The organism is Mesorhizobium sp. LNJC391B00 (assembly GCF_000502535.1).
Taxonomy (GTDB): Bacteria; Pseudomonadota; Alphaproteobacteria; order Rhizobiales; family Rhizobiaceae; genus Mesorhizobium.
Map to the genome: position 1 here is coordinate 49,671 of NZ_AYWI01000006.1, position 19,826 is coordinate 69,496.

Here is a 19,826-nt window from a genome sequence, read left to right on the forward strand (position 1 = left end):
GATGCCTGACCAGTCTGGGCTGCTTCTCCAGACTCCGCGTCCGAACCGGCATGGGGCTTCGCTGCAACAAACAGCACTCATCCCGCACCCTCGCAACCAGAAGCGCATCGAAATCAAACCGAGGGCGCAACATTTTCCGTTGACGCGCAACAAAATGTCGTCTACATGCATCATAGGTCATCAATCTCGCATCAGATCGTAGGTTTAGCGCATGGAGCACTTTTCAATCATTCAGGCGCTCTGCCGAACGGCGATGGGCGCACCAACGCCGGCGCTGCGCAAGCAGATCGAGCGGCTAAGGGATGCTCTCGTCAAAGATGGTGAGGAAAAGCAAGCAGCGTCGCTCGCGGGGATTCTTGCCACGGCGGATCGCCTAACAGAGGTGGCCCCGAGCCGAATCGAGCGCTCGCGAGCGAACCTTTCCGGCGAGACACTCGGTCGCAACACGCCGGTTCCTGTCGATCGTGAAACGGCTGCCGCCTTGGCGGAGATCATCTTTCCGTCGGAAGTCGAGGAGGCGGCCCCGCTTTTCAATTCGACTGTGACGCAGGCAGTTGAGACGATCGTCGATGAATGGGCCGACTTCGAGGCGCTCGCGACCGTCGATATCGTGCCGTCAAAGACATGTTTGATCTACGGAGCGCCTGGCACAGGGAAAACTCGACTGGCCCTCTGGATTGCTCGCAAGCTGGACTTGCCCGTTGTTCTCGTAAAACTGGATGGCCTTGTTTCGTCATTTCTCGGAACGACGGCGCGCAATATTGGAAATCTCTTCGCATTCGCCAATCGCTATCGCTGCGTGCTTCTACTTGATGAATTCGACGCGATTGCAAAAGTCCGCGACGACCCCCAAGAGGTCGGCGAGATCAAGCGTGTTGTGAATGCCCTTCTCCAAAATCTGGATGTTAGACAAAACATAGGATTGACGATCGGCATTACCAATCACTCGAAGCTGCTTGATCCGGCGGTCTGGCGCCGTTTTGAGGTCCAGCTTGAAATCCCTAAGCCCGATTTTGAGGTGCGGAAGGCGATCGCCGCCATGTTTATGCCGCCTGTATCGGCTCCCGACATCCATCTACGTCTTATTGCGTGGTTCACTGAAGGTTCAACCGGAGCGGAGATCGAGGCGCTGGTGCGGACATACAAAAAGGCCACCACGGTTCGCGAGGACGATCGCCGAGGATTACTGGATACGCTCCGTCAATTTGCGACTCTCAACGCGGCTCGCATTCAGAGTGAGCGTCGAACGCTGTTGTTTGATGATCCCGCCACTTTGTTCCGGGCCATGCGTGACGACCCCATTCTCGCATTTTCAATGGCCGACATCGGCGAAATCGCAGGGCGGGATAAATCGACCGTAAGCCGTCAACTCGGGCGACAAGCCAGTAAAGCCGATGGGGGTGTAAATCATGGCTAGCCCGATCCAGATCGTCCTCAATCCGGACAATTATGAGGAAGCCCGAGAGGCAGGCGGCGGAGGCGGACGCAAGGACTTCTTTGCTCACCGCGATCGGGAATTTGGCGCCCATAAGGCAGCTCTGATCGAGCAAATCGACGCTATTTCCGGGATTCTTTCGGCGCAGGCGCAGGGACCAATCGGCTACGTCAAGGTCATCCTTAAACGAGATGCCTGGGCAAAGAGCCATCGGCCGGTTGGGGCGCTTTTCCGCAGCGACCGGGCGCCTCTAGTCGGGGGTGGAGATCTCGGTGTGATGCTTGTCGAAGGCCGCCCGTCGGCATTGGCGCAGGTGAAAGCTGAAATTGCCAAAGCCGAAACGCAGACCAGGATGCGCTATGACGAGAAAAAGGGGAAAGAGGTACCCAACCCCTCAGCGCAAAAGAGCGAGGCCGGAGCGATCGACCGGATCGAACTCTATGGCGCGTCCGACAAGCGCAGCTTTTCGGTCGAAGAAGCTGTTGCATGGCTGGCCAATCCGATGACGGGAAGCGGGTATCAGGTCGAATTATTCGACGTATTGCCACCGCGTGCCGAATGGGATCGGCTCGACCCCGCGCACAGACGCCTGGTCGAGTCCTTCGTTGCTGGCTTCAACGCCCTTGAACAAAGTCTATCAGTGGAGCGTCTGCCTAACTGGCGACAGCGGCTCCCGATGCTTTCCGTGCGTCTGGACCGAGCCGGAGACGGCGCCGTCCTACGGCTGACGAGCGTATCATCAAAGGAGCGCCGTGAGCTTGCGCCGTTCGACCCGAATGTTCAGCATCACAGCCGTTTGCTGGCCTTCTTAGACACGCATCCCTTAGTCCGGCGGATCGAGTTGCCCGGGATCGTGGTGCGTTCTGCTCGCCCGGCAACGCCGAGCCGCGCTCGACCAGATCACGCGATTATGCCAGTTCGCGATAGCCGCAGGACCCATCCGCGGCTGGGTATCATCGATGGCGGCATAAGCTCGGCTTTGTCCGATTGGGTCATCGATCGATGGGACGTGCTTGCTGACGAAGACATGGATCTTTCCCATGGCACGTTCATTGGCGGCCTTGCCGTCGCTGGAGCCGGTATGAATGGTGCGGGGACTTGCCCCGAACCCGACGGAGCGGAGCTGGTTGACGTAGCTGTATTCCCAAATGAGCAGAAGGCCGGTGCCTTCGCATCTTACTATTCGGGCGGCCTCCCTCAGTTTTTCGATGAAATGGATGCGGCCGTCGCAGATGCGCGCGCACGGCATGGCGTGCGTGTCTTCAATATGAGTCTGAACATCCTTCAGCCTGCCGCACCCGATCGATACAGCCCCCATGCGGTCCGGCTTGATCAGATTGCCGAAGAAAACAATGCCGTCGTGTTCATTTCCGCCGGTAACATTCAGCCGCAAGACCTTCGACCGGAGTGGCCGGCCGATGCGGCAACAGCCCTTTCTAATCTCGCGCTTGCCCGAAACGACGGGCTCCTGACGCCCGCAGAGAGCGCAAGAAATGTTGCAGTCGCGGCATTGAATCCATCAGGACACAGCGGCTGTTTGCCGTTCGCTCCAGCCCGTTTCAGCCGTCGGGGGCCTGGGCTTCGGTCCGGCGGGAAACCCGACCTCGCTCACATCGGAGGCGCGGGAACGCAGCACGCGACGCTGGGGCATGGCCTTTTCTCCATCCTTCCGGATGGAACGGTAATCGACGGTTGCGGCACCAGCTACGCCTCGCCTTTGGTCGCCAAGACGGCGGCGGTCCTCGACCACGCCATCGAGGGCGAGGTCTCTCGTGAAACCCTCATCGGGTTGCTGGTCCACCACGCCGAGATTCCAGAGCCCTTGCGCCCGAAAATGTTGGCACCGGTGGCACGGCACCTTGTCGGCTTTGGGATGCCGCCATCTGCTGAACGTATTCTGGAGACGGGCGATCATTCAATCACCCTCGTCTTCGCCTCACGTATCCAGCATGGCCAGCAGATCAATTTCCGGTTCCCGTGGCCGGCATCCCTGGTCGGGCCTGGCGGCAAATGTCGAGGGCGGGCAAAGCTCACGCTCGTATCCACGCCGCCGCTGGATGCCCGGTTTGGTTCCGAGTTCGTCCGGGTCAACGTGAATGCCGTCCTGCAACAGGAGCAGGATGAAGGCAAATGGAAGGGCCGCCTTGATCCGCTGTACCTCCCGTCTTCGCGAGAATCGCCAGCGGTCGAGGCGGAGCTAATCGAACATGACCTGAAATGGAGTCCAGTAAAGGTCCACGCCAAGACCTTCCCGCAGGGAGTCGGGCCTTCCTCGAACTGGCGACTTTTTGTTGAGTATCTCACCCGCGCTGGTGAGGTGATGCCCGAGGGTGGCGTACCCTTCACGGCGATTCTGACTATCAGCGATCCAGAGGCGGAAAAGCCGGTCTTTAATGACATGCGTCAAAGCCTTCAGGCGATTGGTACGCAAATCGCTGACATTCGAACGGCAGCGCGTATTACGCCGCGTGTCTAGCGGCCCGTATAGGAGAAGTTACTTGGCTCGGTCGAAAGAGAAGCGAATTGGTTATCTGCGAGGAAAAATGCCCGATGGAACGGAGGCTGTGGTCAGTGTTTCCAAGATTGGTCGCGATTACAGGATTGGATGTGGTTTCAAAGATCATCTCTGCCATCCCTCCGTCCGAGATATTGAAGGCGTAAGGCGTGAGGCATTGCTCGTCTTCGACGTACGCGATGCAATTTATCAGTCAATTTGAATGGGCCACAAAGCGCATCAATAAGATTCGCGAGCTGGCGGAATGATGAAGGAGATGAAAAGGCATGGCTAGATGTACTGCACCAGTAAGGGGGCATCGCTCATCGGCCGCCGCGGCCGACTGCCCTGCATGCGGGAGTCGCTATAGCCGTTTCGGTGGTTACGGCGGGTATGGCGGCGACTACGGCAGCCGCGGATCATACTCGTCCCCTTCATACTCCTCCTCTGGTAGCGGCGGTCGGAGTAGCGGCGGGTCGGGGCGCCGCACCGCAAAGCCGCGCTGGTCGGGAGTAGGTTCGGCTGTGTTGTACACGCCTGAACAAGTGCAGGCGCTCACGCCGGTTCGAGAAAACGTGGAGAACCTAGCGGCCTCACAGCCTGATCTTCGAGATGTGTTTCTCTGTCACGCATGGGATGACAGGCAGGGCTCCGCCAAAGAACTGCATGATCTGCTCGAAGCGCGCGGTGTCCGCGTGTGGTTCAGTGAGAAGGACCTTGGCCTCGGGGTGCCGATGATGCGGGCGATCGACAAGGGCTTGGTGAATTCGCGCGTCGGTATCGTGTTGGTGACCCCGGCTATGTTGCGGCGCCTCCCGGCAGAAGGCATCGCAGACAAAGAGCTTTCAGCGCTCCTCAGACGTGAGCGGCTCGTCCCGGTTGTTCACGGAACGACCTATGAAGAGCTTGAGCAGGTCAGCCTCCTGCTAGCCTCCCGAGCCGGGTTGAGCACTGCCGAGGAGTCAATGGCGGAAGTCGCGGCCAAAATCGCCGAATTGGTCGCTATTTAGTCACGCCGGAGTCAAACTGGGGTGGCTGACTAAATCCCTCCTATCGGCAGCATCGTGTCTTTTCAATCGCTGTAAATGCCAAGTTTCATCCATCCTCACTCATCAGAGAGCAGAAGCACGCACACGTCGTCGTTAGGTGACATGATCGTCGTCCGGGTTTTTGCGCGTGTCACGCTCACGCGGAAATTCTGGCGGGCTTGCGTCATCGCCCCCGCGCGGACATTGCCGCCCACGATACGATCCGGGTTGCCGACGATCTCGCCCTTGTAGCGCTTCGGCCATCCTTCGAAGATGATGACCTCATCGAACTGCTTCCCCTTCGCCTTGTGCATGTTCATCACGACGACACCCGACTCCGGCTTGTGAGCGGTCGCGAAATGCTCCTGCACGAACGCTTGGCGGGTGACAGCCAGCGCGTTCTTGTATCCGCCGGTATCGCGCCAGTCCTGCGACAGGCTTTGCCGGAGCTGCGTTCCGCGTTCGAGAAGCCGGACGTTGCGCGCCTCCTTCGCAACCTCGGCGAGCCGGGTGCAGGCCCCATCCTCAAGCACCGATCGAATGGCGGTCCAGTCGCCGTCGGGCTGTCCAGTCAGCGCAACAGCCGCTGCAGCCTCGTGGACCGCGAACGTGGCTTGCAAGACGCTGTTCGCCGGAACGGCCTTTCCCTTCGCGAGGCAGTCATTCCACTTGCCTAGCGCGGAGCGGAACCGCGCCGCTTCCGTCAGATCGCCCTTCGTCGGCGCCTGGCCCCCTCGGCCGCTGAAATAGCTGCAAAGCACATCGACGAATTCGTCAAAGCAGCCGGCGTGACTTCGCTGCTGGAGAAGGAAGGCAATCACCTCCGCCGCCAGGATCGGGCCTTCCATGTCGACGGCGGCCGTGTGCGCGATCGGAGGCACGTTGCCGAAGGGCTCGCGCAGATTGTCGGAGACCAGCCGGGTCATACGCTTCGTCGGCACCAGAATCGCAAGCGACCAATCCCGGCCGCCCGTCGCGACTAGCCGCTTACGCACCGGCCACGATGACGGGGCTGATGATCTATTTCGCAGGGGCCGTTCTGGCGGCCTACGGCGGGGCCACACTCGGGCGGAAAGTCGATCGCCCACAAGCGGAATGACCTTTCAACCAAGCTCGACCGCGAGATCGCGAAGCTGCACACGACTCATCTTCGCTGAGGGCACGCTGCGCCAGCAGACAGCCGTCGCCGAATTTCTGAAACTCGCGACATTGCGAAGCCTGGTTGGCCTAGTAGTCGCCTCCAACGGGACATCCTTACTCACTGCCCGTCGGGACAATGGAGCAATTCATCCGATTCTGTTCTCCGGTAGGGGACACGAGTCACAACGATTAGCGGCGCGAAAAGAGAGACATGAGACGACGACAGCATTCAGCACTGATGACCGAAAGACGAAGCAGAGTGCCGACGTCGTCGCTAGGGTCGCGTATTCCCCTCACGTCACTCATCCAGACGCTCGCCGTCGCCGAGTATCTGAACTTCCGCCATGCGGCGAACGCGCTCGGCGTCAGCCAGTCCAGCGTCAGCGCGCGCATCAAAGCGCTGGAGGAAGATCTCGGCATCCTCCTGTTCGAGCGCAACACACGCGGCGTCCGGCTCACCGAGGCCGGACGACTCTTTGTCGAACGGGTATCAGCCGGTGTCGAGCACCTCGAATATGCCGTAAAGTCGGCCGGCATGGCGGCCCTGGGGGAATGCGGCAGGCTACGCATGGGCGTCCACGGTCTGATCCCGCATAGCTTCCTCGCCAAGCTGATCGGCCGATATCGAACCACCTATCCGGGTGTCGAGCTTGAAGTCGCCGAAAGCACGGCGCGAGAAGCGCTCATGCAACTGCGTGCCGATCAACTCGACATCGCATTCGTGGTCGGAACGCCAGACACGCCTGATTGCCGTTCGCGACGAATGTGGACCGAGCCGCTTGTTGTAGCACTGCCGGACAGCCACCTGATCGCTGAACAGGAGCACGTCACTTGGGCCGATCTTGCCGGGGAGACCCTTCCTCGTCCGCCCTAACGGCCCCGGACCACAAGTTCATGACCATATCCTCCTGCGGCTGTCGGGCCGGTGGCCGGCACCGTCTATTCTGCGTGTCGCTGTCGAACGTGCGTCGTTGCTGTCGATGGTCGGGCAAGGTTTCGGCGTCACGTTGCTCGGGGCCGCATCGAGCCTGTCACCTGTCGCGGGTGTCCGCTTTCTGCCGATCGCCGACGAGCCCGAACCTGTAGTGTTCTCAGCCGTGTGGTCGCCCTTCAACCGAAGCACCGCCCTCCGAAACCTACTCGACCTCGCAGAGGCGATGAGGCGATAGCGCGCGACCCCGGGCAGAACCGGGCCAACCCGTCCTATTCGCCGCCGATACTATCCGGCGACACGCCAGCCTCATCTTCGTAATTGCACTTCCCGAAATCCCCCATTCTCTGATCGGCTCCGACATTTTTGCCGATTGGAGCCTGTATGCGTGGAGGCCGAATCCTCTGGGGTCAGATCACCGTCGTTCTGACCATCGTTCTCGTGATGACCTGGGCGGCCACGCAATGGACTGCATGGCGCCTGACCGAATAATCCTTGGTCACAGCCACGCCCTGTACGGTGCGGCCCTCGTCCAGCAGCAACCGCAACGCCCCCAGTCGCCGCCCTCCGGCGACGACTTCGAACTTGGCTCCCTTCGGCGCCTTGCGGGTCACAAGGTTATGGATGAGGCCATGGGCCTCGATGGTGGCGGCCAGTTCGGCCCTACCTGCGAGCGGGATAGTGATTTCAGCGGTATTCATCGACTTGCTCGTTGTTGATTTCAGGGATTGACCTGAAGGGTTCAGGTCCCCTGAACCCCTGCCTCGCGGCGAGTAGCGGGGAGCGAGGGGGGCAAGTCCCGGGGGCGGAGGGGTCTCCCCGGTCTGCACCTAGCGAAGCGGAGGAAGATGGGGGAACCCGCCCGCGGCGGCTTGCTGGGGAGAGAGGGCCGCGCGCCTCTCTTCCCGCTACATAGGAAAGGTGCCGCTAGGCACATCCATGTCGGCGCAGCCGTGCCGCGAAGCGGCCCAAGAGAGAAGAGCGTACAAAACGGAAGCACCGAAATGCCCGCCAGCGGGACCAAGTCAGATCGGTGCAGGAGAAAGACCGTGGCCCTGAGACCGGCTCAACAGGGCGGCCGTAGGAGCATCAGCAACGCGCCGCCGTCAGGCGGGATGCGGAACGGACGGCCCCCGGCGAAGGGCGCCGTTCTCTTTGAGCTGCGACCCTGGTGAGCGCCTTCGTGCCTAAAGCTGTGCCGTCGGGCTAAGCTTCAGCTTAAGATCGTTCTGAAAAGCCGAACATGGTTCGTCGAGGTAACCCTTGAGGGAAGGATCCTTGTCGGGTTCCCTGTTTTTCGACAAAATCGCCCTGCAGAATTTATATTGCGATTTGGCGGCATCGCACTGCTGGGTGTCCGCCTTATAGCAAGCGTGGACCAAAACGGCTCCCACGTAATCATGCTCGACGTTGTTGGAAGAAAGGTGGGTCTGAATGTCTTGGAGAATGGCAACTCCATGGGACATCCCATCTGCTCCGGAGTAGGTCATTACGAGTTGACCGGGTCGTTCAAAGCCGCTTACCGAGCCGCTCCCTGCAACGTTCTCGTAGGTGCCAGACAAATCCGGGGCCGACGTGAATGTCACCTTGAAGGGGTGCCCCAGGCCGACGGGGGTGACATCCGTAAAGTCGGGACCGTAGTACACCGAGAGATACCACTCGCCCTCTGTAAGAGCGTTGGGGGCTTGCCCGAGCCCAAGGCGCTGCATGCTCTTGTCGATGACAGTCCGAACGACGTTGGACGTGCCCTGCTGGATGCCTTCGCCGAAGCCGGTCCAGATGAAGGCGCCTACGGCCAACACAGCCACACCCAGCAGGCCGAACCTCGCACCTGTTGACTTCGTTTCACGCCCTGGCTCGATTTCCGGCTGGTCCTGCATCCGCCCCTCGCAACGCTCGTCGGGAACAACTTGGGACCCGATTATGGGCCCCAAGGGATCGGTCAGCAGGCTTCCAGATGAACTTTCTTCTTCATGTGCATTCCTCCTCGACTCAAGGGCACTTGCCGTGCGGAGCCGAACACACGCAGTATGGAGATGATAACCCGATTGCGGCTTTCAAGTGTCCTCGCATCCCCCGAGGGCGCCACCTGATCTCTCGGGCAACCTTGTTCGGCGCCGCAGTTATTGAGGCGGCCGGCTTGGAAGCAGTTCCTTATGGCCCTCATGCATAAACCAGAGCACCCGTTTGAGATGACTGCGAAGGGCCTTACGGGCGCGGATTGGCTCTTTGACCGGATCGATACCCAGTACATCCAGCGCCATCTCCTCTTCGCTGGCACTGTCGGCGCAAGCGTCCATGAGCTTCAAATAGAGCTCGAAATGCTTGTCATCATATGCGGTTAGGCTTTCCGACCAGGGGACTTCCGTTGAATGGTTGGATCAGGCGTTGGGCGCGATCTGCTTTTCATCCATGTCTCGCTTTGGCGATGAACCAGGCCCCCGTTCCAATTCAGAATAGCGACCAATACATCCTCAACTTGGCGAGGCCATGTAACGCCCGGCTGAACCAGAATGGCGCGGCTAACGCATCGCCGATTGGATCGAACCTCTTATTTTAGCTTCGCGATAATCTTGTCTAGATGCTTGCAAGCGTCCATCATGCCGCCGTACATACGCTTAAGGATCTCGCCCATCACCGTACGAGCAGCAAACATTTCCAAACTCGATCTTGCAACTTGAGGCTTTGCGTTACTGCATAGCTGCATTGCACAAAGTGTGTTTGCGCATTGCACAACTTTTAGCCATTAAGCTTACAGCTGATGCACGCGATGGTTTCCTCCCATTCCATCGTATCAGCTGTTCCCCTCTGAAGGTTTTGACTTTACATACCTCGGTTTTCCGATGGCCCTTTTTTTGGCGGTCGCCACGTCGTTAATTGGAACGCGGCTCGATCGCCGGTTCAGCCATCAGGCTTTGGAACCCGTTCTGCCCGGCCGACCCCTCCCGACAACAGTCTGACCTTCGCCAGCCTTCTACGGGCAAGCATTCGCGCCAAAAGTTCAAAGCCGCGTCCGTAACATTCGACGATGAAAGCCAATGTCATCAGGTCAAGCAGAAACTCGTCGATCGCATGTGTGAGCGCATCAGACTTTTGTCCGAACTGAAGGAGCAGGGCGCGCGCGTCTTCGATCGCGGCCTGGCAATCGTCTGCATCTATCAGGGAACTGATCCTGTCAAAGATCTGCAAGCGTCCTCACTTTTCGGAAGCCACACTCAGCATCGGAACAGGGTAACGTTTCGCGAAAAATCGCTCGGCAGCGCGTCGAACGAGCATGATGCCTCAAATGACATGTGAATTCCGGCTCACCAACATGTCGTCGAAGGCGAGTGAGCCGGCCCATGTCTGCGTCTCGGCCGCCAGACCACTGGTCAGGAGGAACTGTGGCCACATTCGTCGGAGACAAATGGGTCCATCTATTCTTCCAGCCGCCACGGTTCAGCCTAGATTACATGGGAAGCGACAATAACGGAAAGCAAAGGATCGCAAAATGAGTAGGGTGGCTGGATCAAACGAAGATTTGGCTGCACCAACGACCTTTGGGCCACTTCTGCAGCCCACTTTTCGCTCGATCTGGCTCGCCACGCAGGTTTCAAGCCTCGGCTGGTTGATGCAGACTGTCGCCATCAGCTGGCTGATGGCAACGATCTCGACTTCCGATCTGATGGTTGCGTTGGTTCAGGCTTCATCGAACCTGCCCGCCTTCGTCTTGTCTGTCTTCGCCGGGGCTCTCGCTGACAATTTCAGCCGGCGCCGGGTCATGTTCGCCGGTCGGTGCCTTATGGTGACTGCCTCCGCGATGCTGACCGCATCGGTGGCGCTGGGCTTTGTCAGTCCGTGGATGATCCTCGGCTTCAGCTTCTTGATCGCAAGCGGCGGTGCTCTCAATGATCCGGCCTGGCAAGCGTCGGTTGGCGATATTGTGGATCGACGAGATGTTCCCGCTGCCGTCACCCTGCTTTCTGTTGGATTCAATACCGTCCGGACTGTGGGCCCGGCGCTCGGCGGCATTGTAGTTGCCTCGTTTGGCCTTATGGCGGCATTCGCGGTGACCACGCTCACCTATTTCGTACCCTTGGCCACTATTTGGCGCTGCAAGTGGAAGGTTCGTTCTTCCCCTCTTCCACGCGAGTCGATGAGGACGGCGATCTATGACGGGCTGCGCTTCACGGCGATGTCATCGGAAATCAAGGCCGCGATCGCGCGCGGAACCCTCTTTGGCTTGGCGAGCATCGCCATACTCGCGCTGCTGCCGGTGGTTGTCCGCGATCAGCTGGGAGGAGGCCCGCTCGCCTATGGCGCGCTCATGGCCGGCTTCGGGACCGGAGCCGTTTTCGCTGGCCTGTCCAACAGCCTGTTCAGACGGAGCTTGTCGCAGGAGCGGCTGATGAGGCTCTCCTGCGTCGCCTGCGCGGCGTGCTCACTTTCCCTGGCACTGACAACTTCGATCGGGGTGGCGGCAATTGCACTCGCTTTGGGCGGCGCGGGCTGGGTCACCGCCTGGTCAGGGGTCGGTGTGAGCGTGCAGCTGGCAAGCCCGCGCTGGGTCGTGGGGCGCACCATCTCGATCTACTATGCTTTGATAGATGGTGGCATCGCGCTCGGCAGCTGGGTGTGGGGCACGGTGGCCGAAAACCATTCGCTGGCCCTGGCGCTGCAGGGTTCCGCTGCCTCCCTGATGTTCGTCGCTGCAGCCGGCGTTCTGTTTCCTCTTCGCGAGCGCCGCGACTCAGAGCCCGATCCTCTGGAGGAATTCGATGCCCCGGCTGTCGCTCTCAATCTGAAGCCGAGAAGCGGCCCGATCGTGGTCAAGGTCGAATATCTGATAGCCGAGAGAAATCTCGAGGCTTTCCTCGACCTCATGCGGCAGCGGCGTCATGTACACAGCCGGGTCGGTGCTCGGAATTGGACGCTCCAGCGGAACTTGCAGAAGCCTATGCATTGGACGGAAACGTTCCGCACGCCGACCTGGACGGACTACCTTCGCCTCAATCATCGTCTGACGGAAGTGGACAAGGAACTGGACGAGCGTGTCTTCCAGTTGCACGCGGGAGAGGAAGCGCCTCAGATGACACTTTCCATCGAGCGACCGACAAGCTCGGCCCGCAAGCCCGAGCACTCAGCTTTTCGCCATCCCCGTCATTGAAGCCCGGCCGGCACAGAAAACGCGATTCTTGTCTATCGCGCTCAAACCGGTGCGGGAGACGGACAATCCACCAAAATTCGATGATGGGTGGCAGAGAAGAACCCCAGGCTTGGAGAGTGCGACCGATCGGTCCCCACGGTGAAGCGGAGCCTGGGGCTACAGCGGCACGCGACTATTCCCGCCTGTCACCTTTTGAATTTAAAGTCTTCCTCAGTCCGCCTCGCTGATCCGGGCCAACGCTATCTTGAGGTTGGCATTTTGTCCCGCCAGCTCGCTGAGACGATCACGTTCGGCGGCGACCACATCCGGACTGGCGTTGGCAACGATGCACCCGCGCGGAGCGTGCTGTTGCTGGAAGCAGGAAGGCATGATCGGCCAAAGCCGGGAGAGGTGCTGCCGGCAGTAGCGAATGGGCTGCTGCGTCAGCTTGGTGTCTGGACGCCGTTCGCCGAGGCCGGCTTCGTTGAAAATCGTGCGCTTGTTTCGGTGTGGGCCAATGAAGTTCCCAGCGAGCGGCACGGCATGTTTTCCGCTCAAGGTGCCGGCTGGCAGCTCGACCGGACGCGATTCGACCGGCTGATGGTGCAGGCGGCCAAGGCGGCAGGTGTGGACACGCGGTTTGGCTCGGCCGTGGGTTCGGCAGTGCGCGACGATCAAGGCTGGCTGCTCAAGCTGGCCGATGAAGCTATCGTTGCCCGCGCCGTGGTTTGGGCGACCGGTCGCAGTTGGAGGCTGGCGCGATGTTTCGGCGCCAAGCTCACCATGCACGGACATCTTGCCGCCTACACACGCTTTTTCGACCGCGCACCGGGCGATTGCAGCATGGTCGTCGAGGCGCGTCCCGAAGGCTGGTGGTACAGCGCCGACTTGCGCGTGCCTCACCGATCCGGATCTGGGCAGCGAACTGCGCAAAGCCGGACATTGGTACCGCGCTTTAGCCGCAACGCAGTCCATCGCGCCGCTCGTGCCGCCCAACGCAATCGAGACCGCCAGCATGATCAAGGCGGCGGGAACCGCAACAATCGATCCCGCCGCCGGTGACCGCTGGGTCGCGGCGGGCGACTGCCTGTTCTGTGCCGATCCACTGTCATCACGCGGGATCGTGCATGCACTCCGCTCAGGGATCCTGGCGGCCTACGCGGCATCGGACATGCTGGACGGGCGTGGCGATTCGCCTGCGCCCGCTATGCAAAATCGCCACACGCGGCTTTGCCGATTAGCTCCCGGCGCTGGCTGCCCACTATGCAGCCGCCGCGCGATGGGACACGCCTTTCTCGCAGCGGCGGCGCAGCCATATCTTCCACGCGTCTAGCATCGAAGGAGGGAGGTCAGAGGTGGTCTCGGGACGGGGTGCTCGGCATTTATGAACCGACCGAGCGCCAGCGAGTGGTCGTCGGCGGGCTCGATGGCGGCATCAGGTCAGGGAACTCGGCCTCCATGATCATCTCCGATTTAATTCAAATTTGTCTGTATATATTGACGATTGCACTACCTTCACCTCGTAGACGGCAATGCGGGCGGGTAGAGAGGGTTCTATGATATGACAAGCGATTTTTCCGCCGCCCGAGTGCATTTAGATCGAGCGTATGACTACCTTTGTGGGGATGACCCGATGAGTCAAAGGGGCCGCGAAGCCTTGGACCTGCTAATTGAGGCGGTTGCCGTCGAAGAGTTCAAGCAGCCACGCCAAAGCGCTGAGGTGCTAAGGTTTCCGATCGGGCGCCGCTGCTGAGGTCATCTCCACGGCCGCCATGTAGCCTCGCGGGTGAGGCGCTCACGGCAGGGACTCGCCGCCCCGGAGGGCCGGGAACGAACGCATTGGCAATCGGAAAGCCCACTTGCCAGACCAGCGCCCGGCCGGCGTGGCAAGTAGGCCGGCGGTTCCAAGCGGAGACATTGATGCCGGACTATGTCGTGCTTTGCATCGCATTAAGCTGCTGCGGGATATACGTAACGCCATCCCTAAAAACATCGAATGCGGCAGCGACAGCGCGAATCCCAAAGCGATGCTCCCGCCGTACGCGGACAAAGCCGTTTTCGAAGTCCACTATCCCGTCCTTGGCCAGCATGGCCAAGCGCTCAGCCGAATCGCGAAGACGGATCGGATCAGATCCGTGGGCGACACAGATTGCCGGCACGTCAGCCTCGAAATCGCACATTAATCNTGAGGCGCTGGTTCTTTATTTGGGATGGGATATGCGAGTAGCCGAACAAGGCAAGCCGGTCGGGGCGCATGGCGACCGCTGCCCTCGCCGTCTCGACGCACGACTCCACCGTTTGACGCGGCAGGCCGTAGATGAGGTCGAAGTTGATGCGGCTTACTCTATGCCGGCGCAGCACTTCCACGGCAGCCGACGTCTGGGCCTCGCTCTGGATTCGGTTGATCGCTTTTTGAACAATGGGATCGAAGCTCTGTACGCCCAGGCTCGCGCGGTTCACGCCGGCCGCTCCCAAGCCTTCCGCCATCTCGGGCGCGAGCGTGCGTGGATCGATCTCGATGGCGACCGTAGCTGTTGTCGAGATGGCGAAGCGGCATCGCAGGAACTCCATCAGAGCGAGGAACTCGGCTGGTCCGATGAGAGACGGCGTTCCGCCGCCGAAATGTATGTCGCTCACGGGCAACGTCTTCGGCACTCGCTCCGAAACCAGACGGATCTCGTCACGCAGCGCCGCCAGATAGTTGAGGATGGGCGCATCACGGCGGGTGATGGTGGTTGGGAAGCCGCAATACCAGCAGGCTGATCGGCAGAACGGAACGTGCAGGTAGAGTGACACCGGATCATCAGCCGGCAGGTTCCTGAGCCATTCCTCATAAGCCTCGGCGCCGACCGCCCCAGAGAACTCCGACACAGCCGGATAGATAGTGTACCAAGGCAGCCGGGCCTCTCGAAATTTCGTGGTCTGCAACGGTCACCGTCCCATGCTGATAACATCCAACCTTACCGCTGCGCTCGCCTGCGTCTTTGCGCTATGTCAGTCCGTTCCGCTTTGGGCTCGAAATTTTTTAGCAATGGGCGCCGTTCAGTCTTGGCTGGACAGCGATGGTCTGAGCGCACTCGGTCAGCGACTGACGATGGTGTTCCCGCCGAAACCCTCACGCGCACCGTTTTGTTCGACGTCCCTTCCCTTCATCTGCGCGTGGGAGACTCTTCTGAACGCAGATGCCGCATCCGATGAGACAATACGGTGTTGGGTCCAGACTTTGCACGCCAGCTAGCGCCGCCCATAATGATCTCTGCCGTCTCGATGAGCTCGTTGTGTGAATTGCTGGCAAGAAGCATTAGCTGTGCCGCGCCGCTTTCAACACGAAAACCTGCTCGACGCGACCGTCAGGTCCGCCGCAATGCCAAGGCTGGCGCCTACCGACTCAGTGGCGCAAGGCTGCGGCGCGTGGTTATCGACCATCAGCTCGCCAAAGTGACGGCGTCGTACCGAGCGGTGGCCGCCGCATGATGCCTCAACGGCGGGGCTCACAGGAAACAATGCCGTCGCCATTAAGCCAAACTGTCGCGAAGCGAACAGACGAACCGTAGCCGAAACGTTTGCCGTTCGTGCTTGGGTGGATCCGCAAGGCAAAAAGAACGGAAGCGCGAACCAAGGTCCGCCCGCACATTTGAGCTTCAAGCCGCAGCTGGGTCGTCAGGGTGGCACGTCATTTGCAGTAGTACCCTTTGTGAGGCCCGCCGCGGAGGTGAAAAGGGTGATTGTACAAAAATGTTGTATGACCGTCTGGGAGTGATAACTACTTAATATATGTGACAACAAGTCTCAATCACATTCTAAATTCTCCTGAGCATTAGCACGACAGGTGCAGCAACACTCCTAGAATTCAGCTTGATGCGCTATCAATCGTTTGCTTGGCAAAAATCATTTATCGGTCTCGATTCCTTTTACTATTTAGACGGAGATCAACAATGACCATTGGGAGCCTCCTCCTCGGCTCAACTGCGGCACTGGCCGCCGTTTCCGACGCTCGCGCCGTGATCATCGTCCCCGAGCCTGATCCGACTGAGTACGTCAAGATCTGCGACGTCTACGGCTCCAGCTACGTCTACATTTCAGGCACCGAGACCTGCCTGCGCATCGGCGGCTATCTTAGCTACTACGTGGGCTTGGGCGATGTCGGATTGTTTGACCACGCAAGAACCTCAGATGTGAGGACTGGTGAGGATCAGGGTACATGGCAAAACAACACGCGCTTCACACTGAAAGCTTGGACCGGCCAGGAGACCGAACTCGGCACGTTGAAGACCTACACCGAAACCCGCGTGAATTTCGGTAACCGCCACACTTCGGTTTCGGACAGTTCTCGGTCCTATGCCTTCAACGGAGACAGCATCTTGACTTTCGCCTGGATTCAGCTTGGTGGCCTCCGAGTTGGTAAGGACTGGTCGGCCTTCGACATGTTTATTGGCGGCGCGGGTGACGTACTCAACCAGACGCCGGTTCCGTACGGCGCTTTGGATACCAATGTGGTCCAGTACTACTTCGACGCCGCGAACGGCTTTTCCGCCGTGGTTTCGCTCGAAGAAGGCTCAGGCGTGGTGGGCACAATCGACAACTACGCTCCGCACATAGTCGGCGGCTTGAAATACACACATGGCTGGGGAGCGATCACCGGCGTTGCTGGTTATGATAGCAACTACGAATCGGTAGCCGCGAAGGTCCGTGTCGACATCAATGTCACCAACGAACTGTTGCTGTTCGGAATGTTCGGCTACGGTTCCAATGGCAAGCTCAACGACGACTCCATGAACGCGATCGACGCTCATGGTCGCGGCTTCTATAAGATTTGGGGCGGGAACTGGGCTTTCTGGGCTGGCGCCGCTTACGAGGTCAACGAGACAACTTCGTTCAACCTTCAGCTCTCGGGTGATCAGCTCAAGAACTATGGTGTCGCTGCGAACGTCGCCTATGCGCTTCTTCCAGATTTCACAGTTACGGCTGAACTCGACTACGACCGCTACGGAGGCTCCGCCGTCGGAAAGGTGAAAGCTTCCGAAGTGAACTGGGCCAATGCCAACAAGAAGGGCAGTGTCGGCGGTATCCTGCGTTTCGAACGCTCATTCTAATGCGATGAAGCGTTGAGCTCCGAGGTCCAGTTGATGCGCGGACATTTCCCCTACATTCCGTTGATTGTGGATGCACGGCTCGGACGGCCGTCGTACGCGGCGACCGTCATGGAGCTCAGGTTTGACGCCGTGCTCCTGAACACGGCGGTCCCGAGGGCGGCCGATCCGGTCGGCATGGCGCGTGCATTCGGCAAAGCGGTCGATGCCGGTCGTGAAGCTTTCAACTCGGGAATGCTCGAACCGCGCTACTCACCGACGGTCGGCAGGGCTGTCTTCTCATGAAGCTCGATCCCTTCTATCTGAATTTCGACGTGCCGGCTGGGTTGACCGGCTGGCGCCGCTCGGCGTGAGTCTGCTGCAGCTCCGGATAAAGGATATGGACGAGAAAGGACTGCAGACGGAAATCCGCCGCGCGAACGACGCCTGCGCGGTCCATGGTTGCCAAGTGAGCGTCAACGACAATTGGCGCACGGCAATCGAGGAAGGCTGCGACTTCGTCCATCTTGGTCAAAAGGATTTGGCTGCCGCCGATGCTGACGATTAAATACGCCGGATTGAAGCTCGGCCTTTCGATCCACGATCACACCGAACTGGAAACGGCGCCAGTGGCTGAGCCGGAGTATGTGGCGCTCGGCCCATCTATCCAACTAGCCTGAAGCAGATGAATGGGCGTCGAAAGGGCTCGAGCGGATCAGCGAGTGGAAGCACCAGGTCGCGCCGATCCCATTGGTCTCCATCGGCGGCCTCAACCTGACCGGCTCGAAGGCGCTTTTCGAGGCTGGCGCGGAAAGCGCAGCCGTGGTCACCGACTTTGCGCTGAACGACGCCCCAGAAGCGCGCACGCGAGAATGGATCGAAAGACAGAACAATGGCGCTGGGGCGAGAACCGCATCTGCTCGTTGTTGTCGGGTCAGATTCCCGCGGTGGGGCTGGAATTGCCCGCGAGATCGAGACGATCGCTTGCCTTGACGTGCGCACCTGCCTTTGCTGTCAGCGCGCTGACGGTGCAAACCCAGGAAGACGCCTTGGAAATCCAAGTTACGCAACCCGGTCTGGTGACGGACCAAATGCGCGCTGCGCTTCAGCCTAACAGAGTGGCCGCCACCAACATCGGCATGCTCGCAACGGCTGAGATCGATCGTCGCTGCGGTTGCCGCTGTGCTGCGCGAATATCCGCGCATACCGACAATCCAGATCCGGTGCTGCTTCCACGTCAGGCGAGCGCTTCTTGAAGCAAGCGCCACCCGCATCATAAAGTAGCATCTGATGCCGCTTGCCGTGTCGACACCCAATGTCATTGAACTGGCGCTGTTTGCCGGCTCACAGCTAGCGGCCAATGAGGTCGGCGCGCTTCAAGAAGGACCACAAGCCACCCCGTCTGCTGGACTACTCCTCCACCATTCGAGACACGGATGGTTCCTATCCAGACAATTGATTTTATCAATCTGCGACAATACCGCATAGCGGCGCCGGCGGAATGATCATCCGTAGCAAGACGAGCTGCTTTCGGCGGCCTGCACGACGCGCACCGCGACCGAGTACAAGCCGGCTCGTCTGCAGCCATGTTCGGATCGGCCGCATCGGGGCGCCGAATGAGATTGCCGGCGGAACGCTCTATTCGTGCAGCTGTGACGGCAGTCATCTCACCGGAGCCATCCTGCCGATGGATGGCCGGCAGTCGGTGCAGCATGGGCTGACACTGTTCACGGAATGAAGCCGCTCGCGCTTCGGACGGTTGAAATGGAGGACATTAGCTTGGAACCGATCAGTCTCGACGAGCTTCTGGCCAGCGTCGGCAAGGAAGTCGGCGTATCGCCGTGGCGGGTGGTCTCGCAGCGGATGATCGACCAGTTCGCCGAGTCCACCGATGACCACCAGTTCATCCACTGCGATCCGGAGCGCGCCAAGCGCGAGACGCCGTTCGGCGGCACCATCGCACATGGCTTCCTGTCGCTTTCGCTTTTGTCGGCGATGACTTTCGAGACCATGCGGCCGCTCGAAAACTGCAAGATGGGTGTCAACTATGGCTTCGAATCGCTGCGCTTCCTGGCGCCGGTGAAAACCGGATCGCGCATCCGCACCCGTTTCGTACTGGCCGACGTCAAGGTCAGGCCGTCGGGCTGGGTGCAGACGGCGCTGGGCGTGACGATTGAGATCGAGGGCTCGAAAAAGCCGGCGCTGACCGCGCGCTGGTTGACGCTGACGCTGATCAAACGCCAGCCGGAGGCGGCCTGAATTGCTCAACGAGCGTCAGCAGAGACGATCTTCACGTGCCGGGGCGATGTAGGCGACCAGTGCGCACCGATCGGCAACGCGGCCACGGGGGTCGGCTAGATAGAGTGGCAGGAATGCCTAATCGGGGCTCCGTCTCGGAAGGGGCGTCGATGTATCGGAAGCGCTTCGGCTTTCGGCGCTGCATTCCTTCTTCACGAAGTCCATGGAGAATTCCCGACCACGGGGTCGAAAGATCGGCTTGTGATCGGAGTGGGCAGATCCTCCCCGACTGAATCTGCCAATAGGGTGTTATCGAGTTAACCGGGTCGAACTTGAGGTCGCGGGTGTCGCTGATCGGCTGCTCGT

The 19,826-nt window shown here is 59.9% G+C and carries 15 protein-coding genes and 3 pseudogenes; 14 read left to right on the forward strand and 4 right to left on the reverse strand.

Annotation, left to right across the window (positions count from 1 at the left end; all coding sequences use genetic code 11):
- The first annotated feature begins 211 nt into the window (after window positions 1-211).
- The 4 genes from X750_RS149230 to X750_RS149220 all read left to right on the forward strand — a co-directional run bounded on the left by X750_RS149230 (window position 212) and on the right by X750_RS149220 (window position 4,939).
- The gene (locus X750_RS149230) at window positions 212-1,417 is read left to right on the forward strand and encodes an ATP-binding protein (protein ID WP_023747639.1); all 1,206 of its coding nucleotides are present in this window, start codon (window positions 212-214) and stop codon (window positions 1,415-1,417) included.
- Window positions 1,410-3,911, forward strand: a complete 2,502-nt coding sequence (locus tag X750_RS149225; protein ID WP_023747640.1) for a S8 family peptidase — start codon at window positions 1,410-1,412, stop codon at window positions 3,909-3,911. Before X750_RS149230 ends, X750_RS149225 begins: the two co-directional genes overlap by 8 nt.
- Window positions 3,912-3,933: 22 nt before the next feature.
- Window positions 3,934-4,152: a hypothetical protein gene (locus X750_RS1000000165800; RefSeq protein WP_156932401.1), complete on the forward strand. Its 219-nt coding sequence runs from the start codon at window positions 3,934-3,936 to the stop codon at window positions 4,150-4,152.
- A gap of 64 nt (window positions 4,153-4,216) precedes the next feature.
- Window positions 4,217-4,939: a toll/interleukin-1 receptor domain-containing protein gene (locus tag X750_RS149220; RefSeq protein WP_023747641.1), complete on the forward strand. Its 723-nt coding sequence runs from the start codon at window positions 4,217-4,219 to the stop codon at window positions 4,937-4,939.
- A gap of 95 nt (window positions 4,940-5,034) precedes the next feature.
- Here the strand turns inward: X750_RS149220 and X750_RS149215 are convergent, their stop codons facing one another.
- On the reverse strand, window positions 5,035-5,883 hold the full coding sequence (locus X750_RS149215; protein WP_245271851.1) for a hypothetical protein: 849 nt from the start codon (window positions 5,881-5,883) through the stop codon (window positions 5,035-5,037).
- A 452-nt stretch (window positions 5,884-6,335) separates the two neighbouring features.
- Here X750_RS149215 and X750_RS01000000162990 point away from each other — a divergent pair, with 452 nt between their 5' ends.
- Window positions 6,336-6,971 (forward strand): LysR family transcriptional regulator, encoded by a 636-nt coding sequence (locus X750_RS01000000162990; protein ID WP_156932402.1) that lies wholly within the window; start codon window positions 6,336-6,338, stop codon window positions 6,969-6,971.
- 467 nt (window positions 6,972-7,438) lie between these two features.
- On the opposite strand, the gene X750_RS149210 is transcribed toward X750_RS01000000162990, so the two are convergent.
- Both X750_RS149210 and X750_RS149205 read right to left on the reverse strand, forming a co-directional pair.
- Complete coding sequence (locus tag X750_RS149210) at window positions 7,439-7,729, reverse strand: ParB N-terminal domain-containing protein (protein WP_023747645.1); 291 nt, start codon at window positions 7,727-7,729, stop codon at window positions 7,439-7,441.
- Between the two features lie 486 nt (window positions 7,730-8,215).
- Window positions 8,216-8,908, reverse strand: coding sequence for a hypothetical protein (locus X750_RS149205; protein ID WP_023747646.1), 693 nt, complete (start codon window positions 8,906-8,908; stop codon window positions 8,216-8,218).
- Between the two features lie 997 nt (window positions 8,909-9,905).
- On the opposite strand from X750_RS149205, the gene X750_RS1000000164545 reads away from it, so the two are divergent.
- The 4 genes from X750_RS1000000164545 (at window position 9,906) to X750_RS1000000166955 (ending at window position 13,906) form a co-directional block, all read left to right on the forward strand.
- Window positions 9,906-10,325 (forward strand): hypothetical protein, encoded by a 420-nt coding sequence (locus X750_RS1000000164545; protein WP_084567147.1) that lies wholly within the window; start codon window positions 9,906-9,908, stop codon window positions 10,323-10,325.
- A 193-nt stretch (window positions 10,326-10,518) separates the two neighbouring features.
- Window positions 10,519-12,174, forward strand: coding sequence for an MFS transporter (locus X750_RS149195; RefSeq protein WP_031242934.1), 1,656 nt, complete (start codon window positions 10,519-10,521; stop codon window positions 12,172-12,174).
- A 258-nt stretch (window positions 12,175-12,432) separates the two neighbouring features.
- A complete protein-coding gene (locus X750_RS149190; RefSeq protein ID WP_031242936.1) occupies window positions 12,433-13,215 on the forward strand; it encodes a hypothetical protein in 783 nt (260 codons plus the stop codon).
- Between the two features lie 499 nt (window positions 13,216-13,714).
- Window positions 13,715-13,906 carry a hypothetical protein gene (locus X750_RS1000000166955; RefSeq protein WP_023727257.1) on the forward strand — a complete coding sequence of 64 codons (192 nt, stop codon included), beginning with the start codon at window positions 13,715-13,717 and terminating at the stop codon, window positions 13,904-13,906.
- A 175-nt stretch (window positions 13,907-14,081) separates the two neighbouring features.
- Here the strand turns inward: X750_RS1000000166955 and X750_RS01000000163000 are convergent.
- Window positions 14,082-15,081: pseudogene (locus X750_RS01000000163000) on the reverse strand (radical SAM protein).
- Between the two features lie 1,007 nt (window positions 15,082-16,088).
- Between X750_RS01000000163000 and X750_RS149180 the strand changes: the two are divergent.
- From X750_RS149180 to X750_RS149170, 5 genes and pseudogenes are all read left to right on the forward strand, one after another.
- Window positions 16,089-17,246 carry a porin gene (locus X750_RS149180; protein ID WP_023747649.1) on the forward strand — a complete coding sequence of 386 codons (1,158 nt, stop codon included), beginning with the start codon at window positions 16,089-16,091 and terminating at the stop codon, window positions 17,244-17,246.
- A gap of 18 nt (window positions 17,247-17,264) precedes the next feature.
- Window positions 17,265-17,528: pseudogene (locus tag X750_RS149175) on the forward strand (thiazole synthase); the annotation flags it as partial.
- Window positions 17,525-18,104: pseudogene (locus tag X750_RS01000000163005) on the forward strand (thiamine phosphate synthase); the annotation flags it as partial. The pseudogenes X750_RS149175 and X750_RS01000000163005, both read left to right, overlap by 4 nt.
- Window positions 18,095-18,478 carry a bifunctional hydroxymethylpyrimidine kinase/phosphomethylpyrimidine kinase gene (locus X750_RS1000000165805; protein WP_156932403.1) on the forward strand — a complete coding sequence of 128 codons (384 nt, stop codon included), beginning with the start codon at window positions 18,095-18,097 and terminating at the stop codon, window positions 18,476-18,478. The pseudogene X750_RS01000000163005 and the gene X750_RS1000000165805, both read left to right, overlap by 10 nt.
- 508 nt (window positions 18,479-18,986) lie before the next feature.
- Window positions 18,987-19,481 (forward strand): MaoC family dehydratase, encoded by a 495-nt coding sequence (locus tag X750_RS149170; protein ID WP_031194149.1) that lies wholly within the window; start codon window positions 18,987-18,989, stop codon window positions 19,479-19,481.
- Window positions 19,482-19,826: the final 345 nt, after the last annotated feature.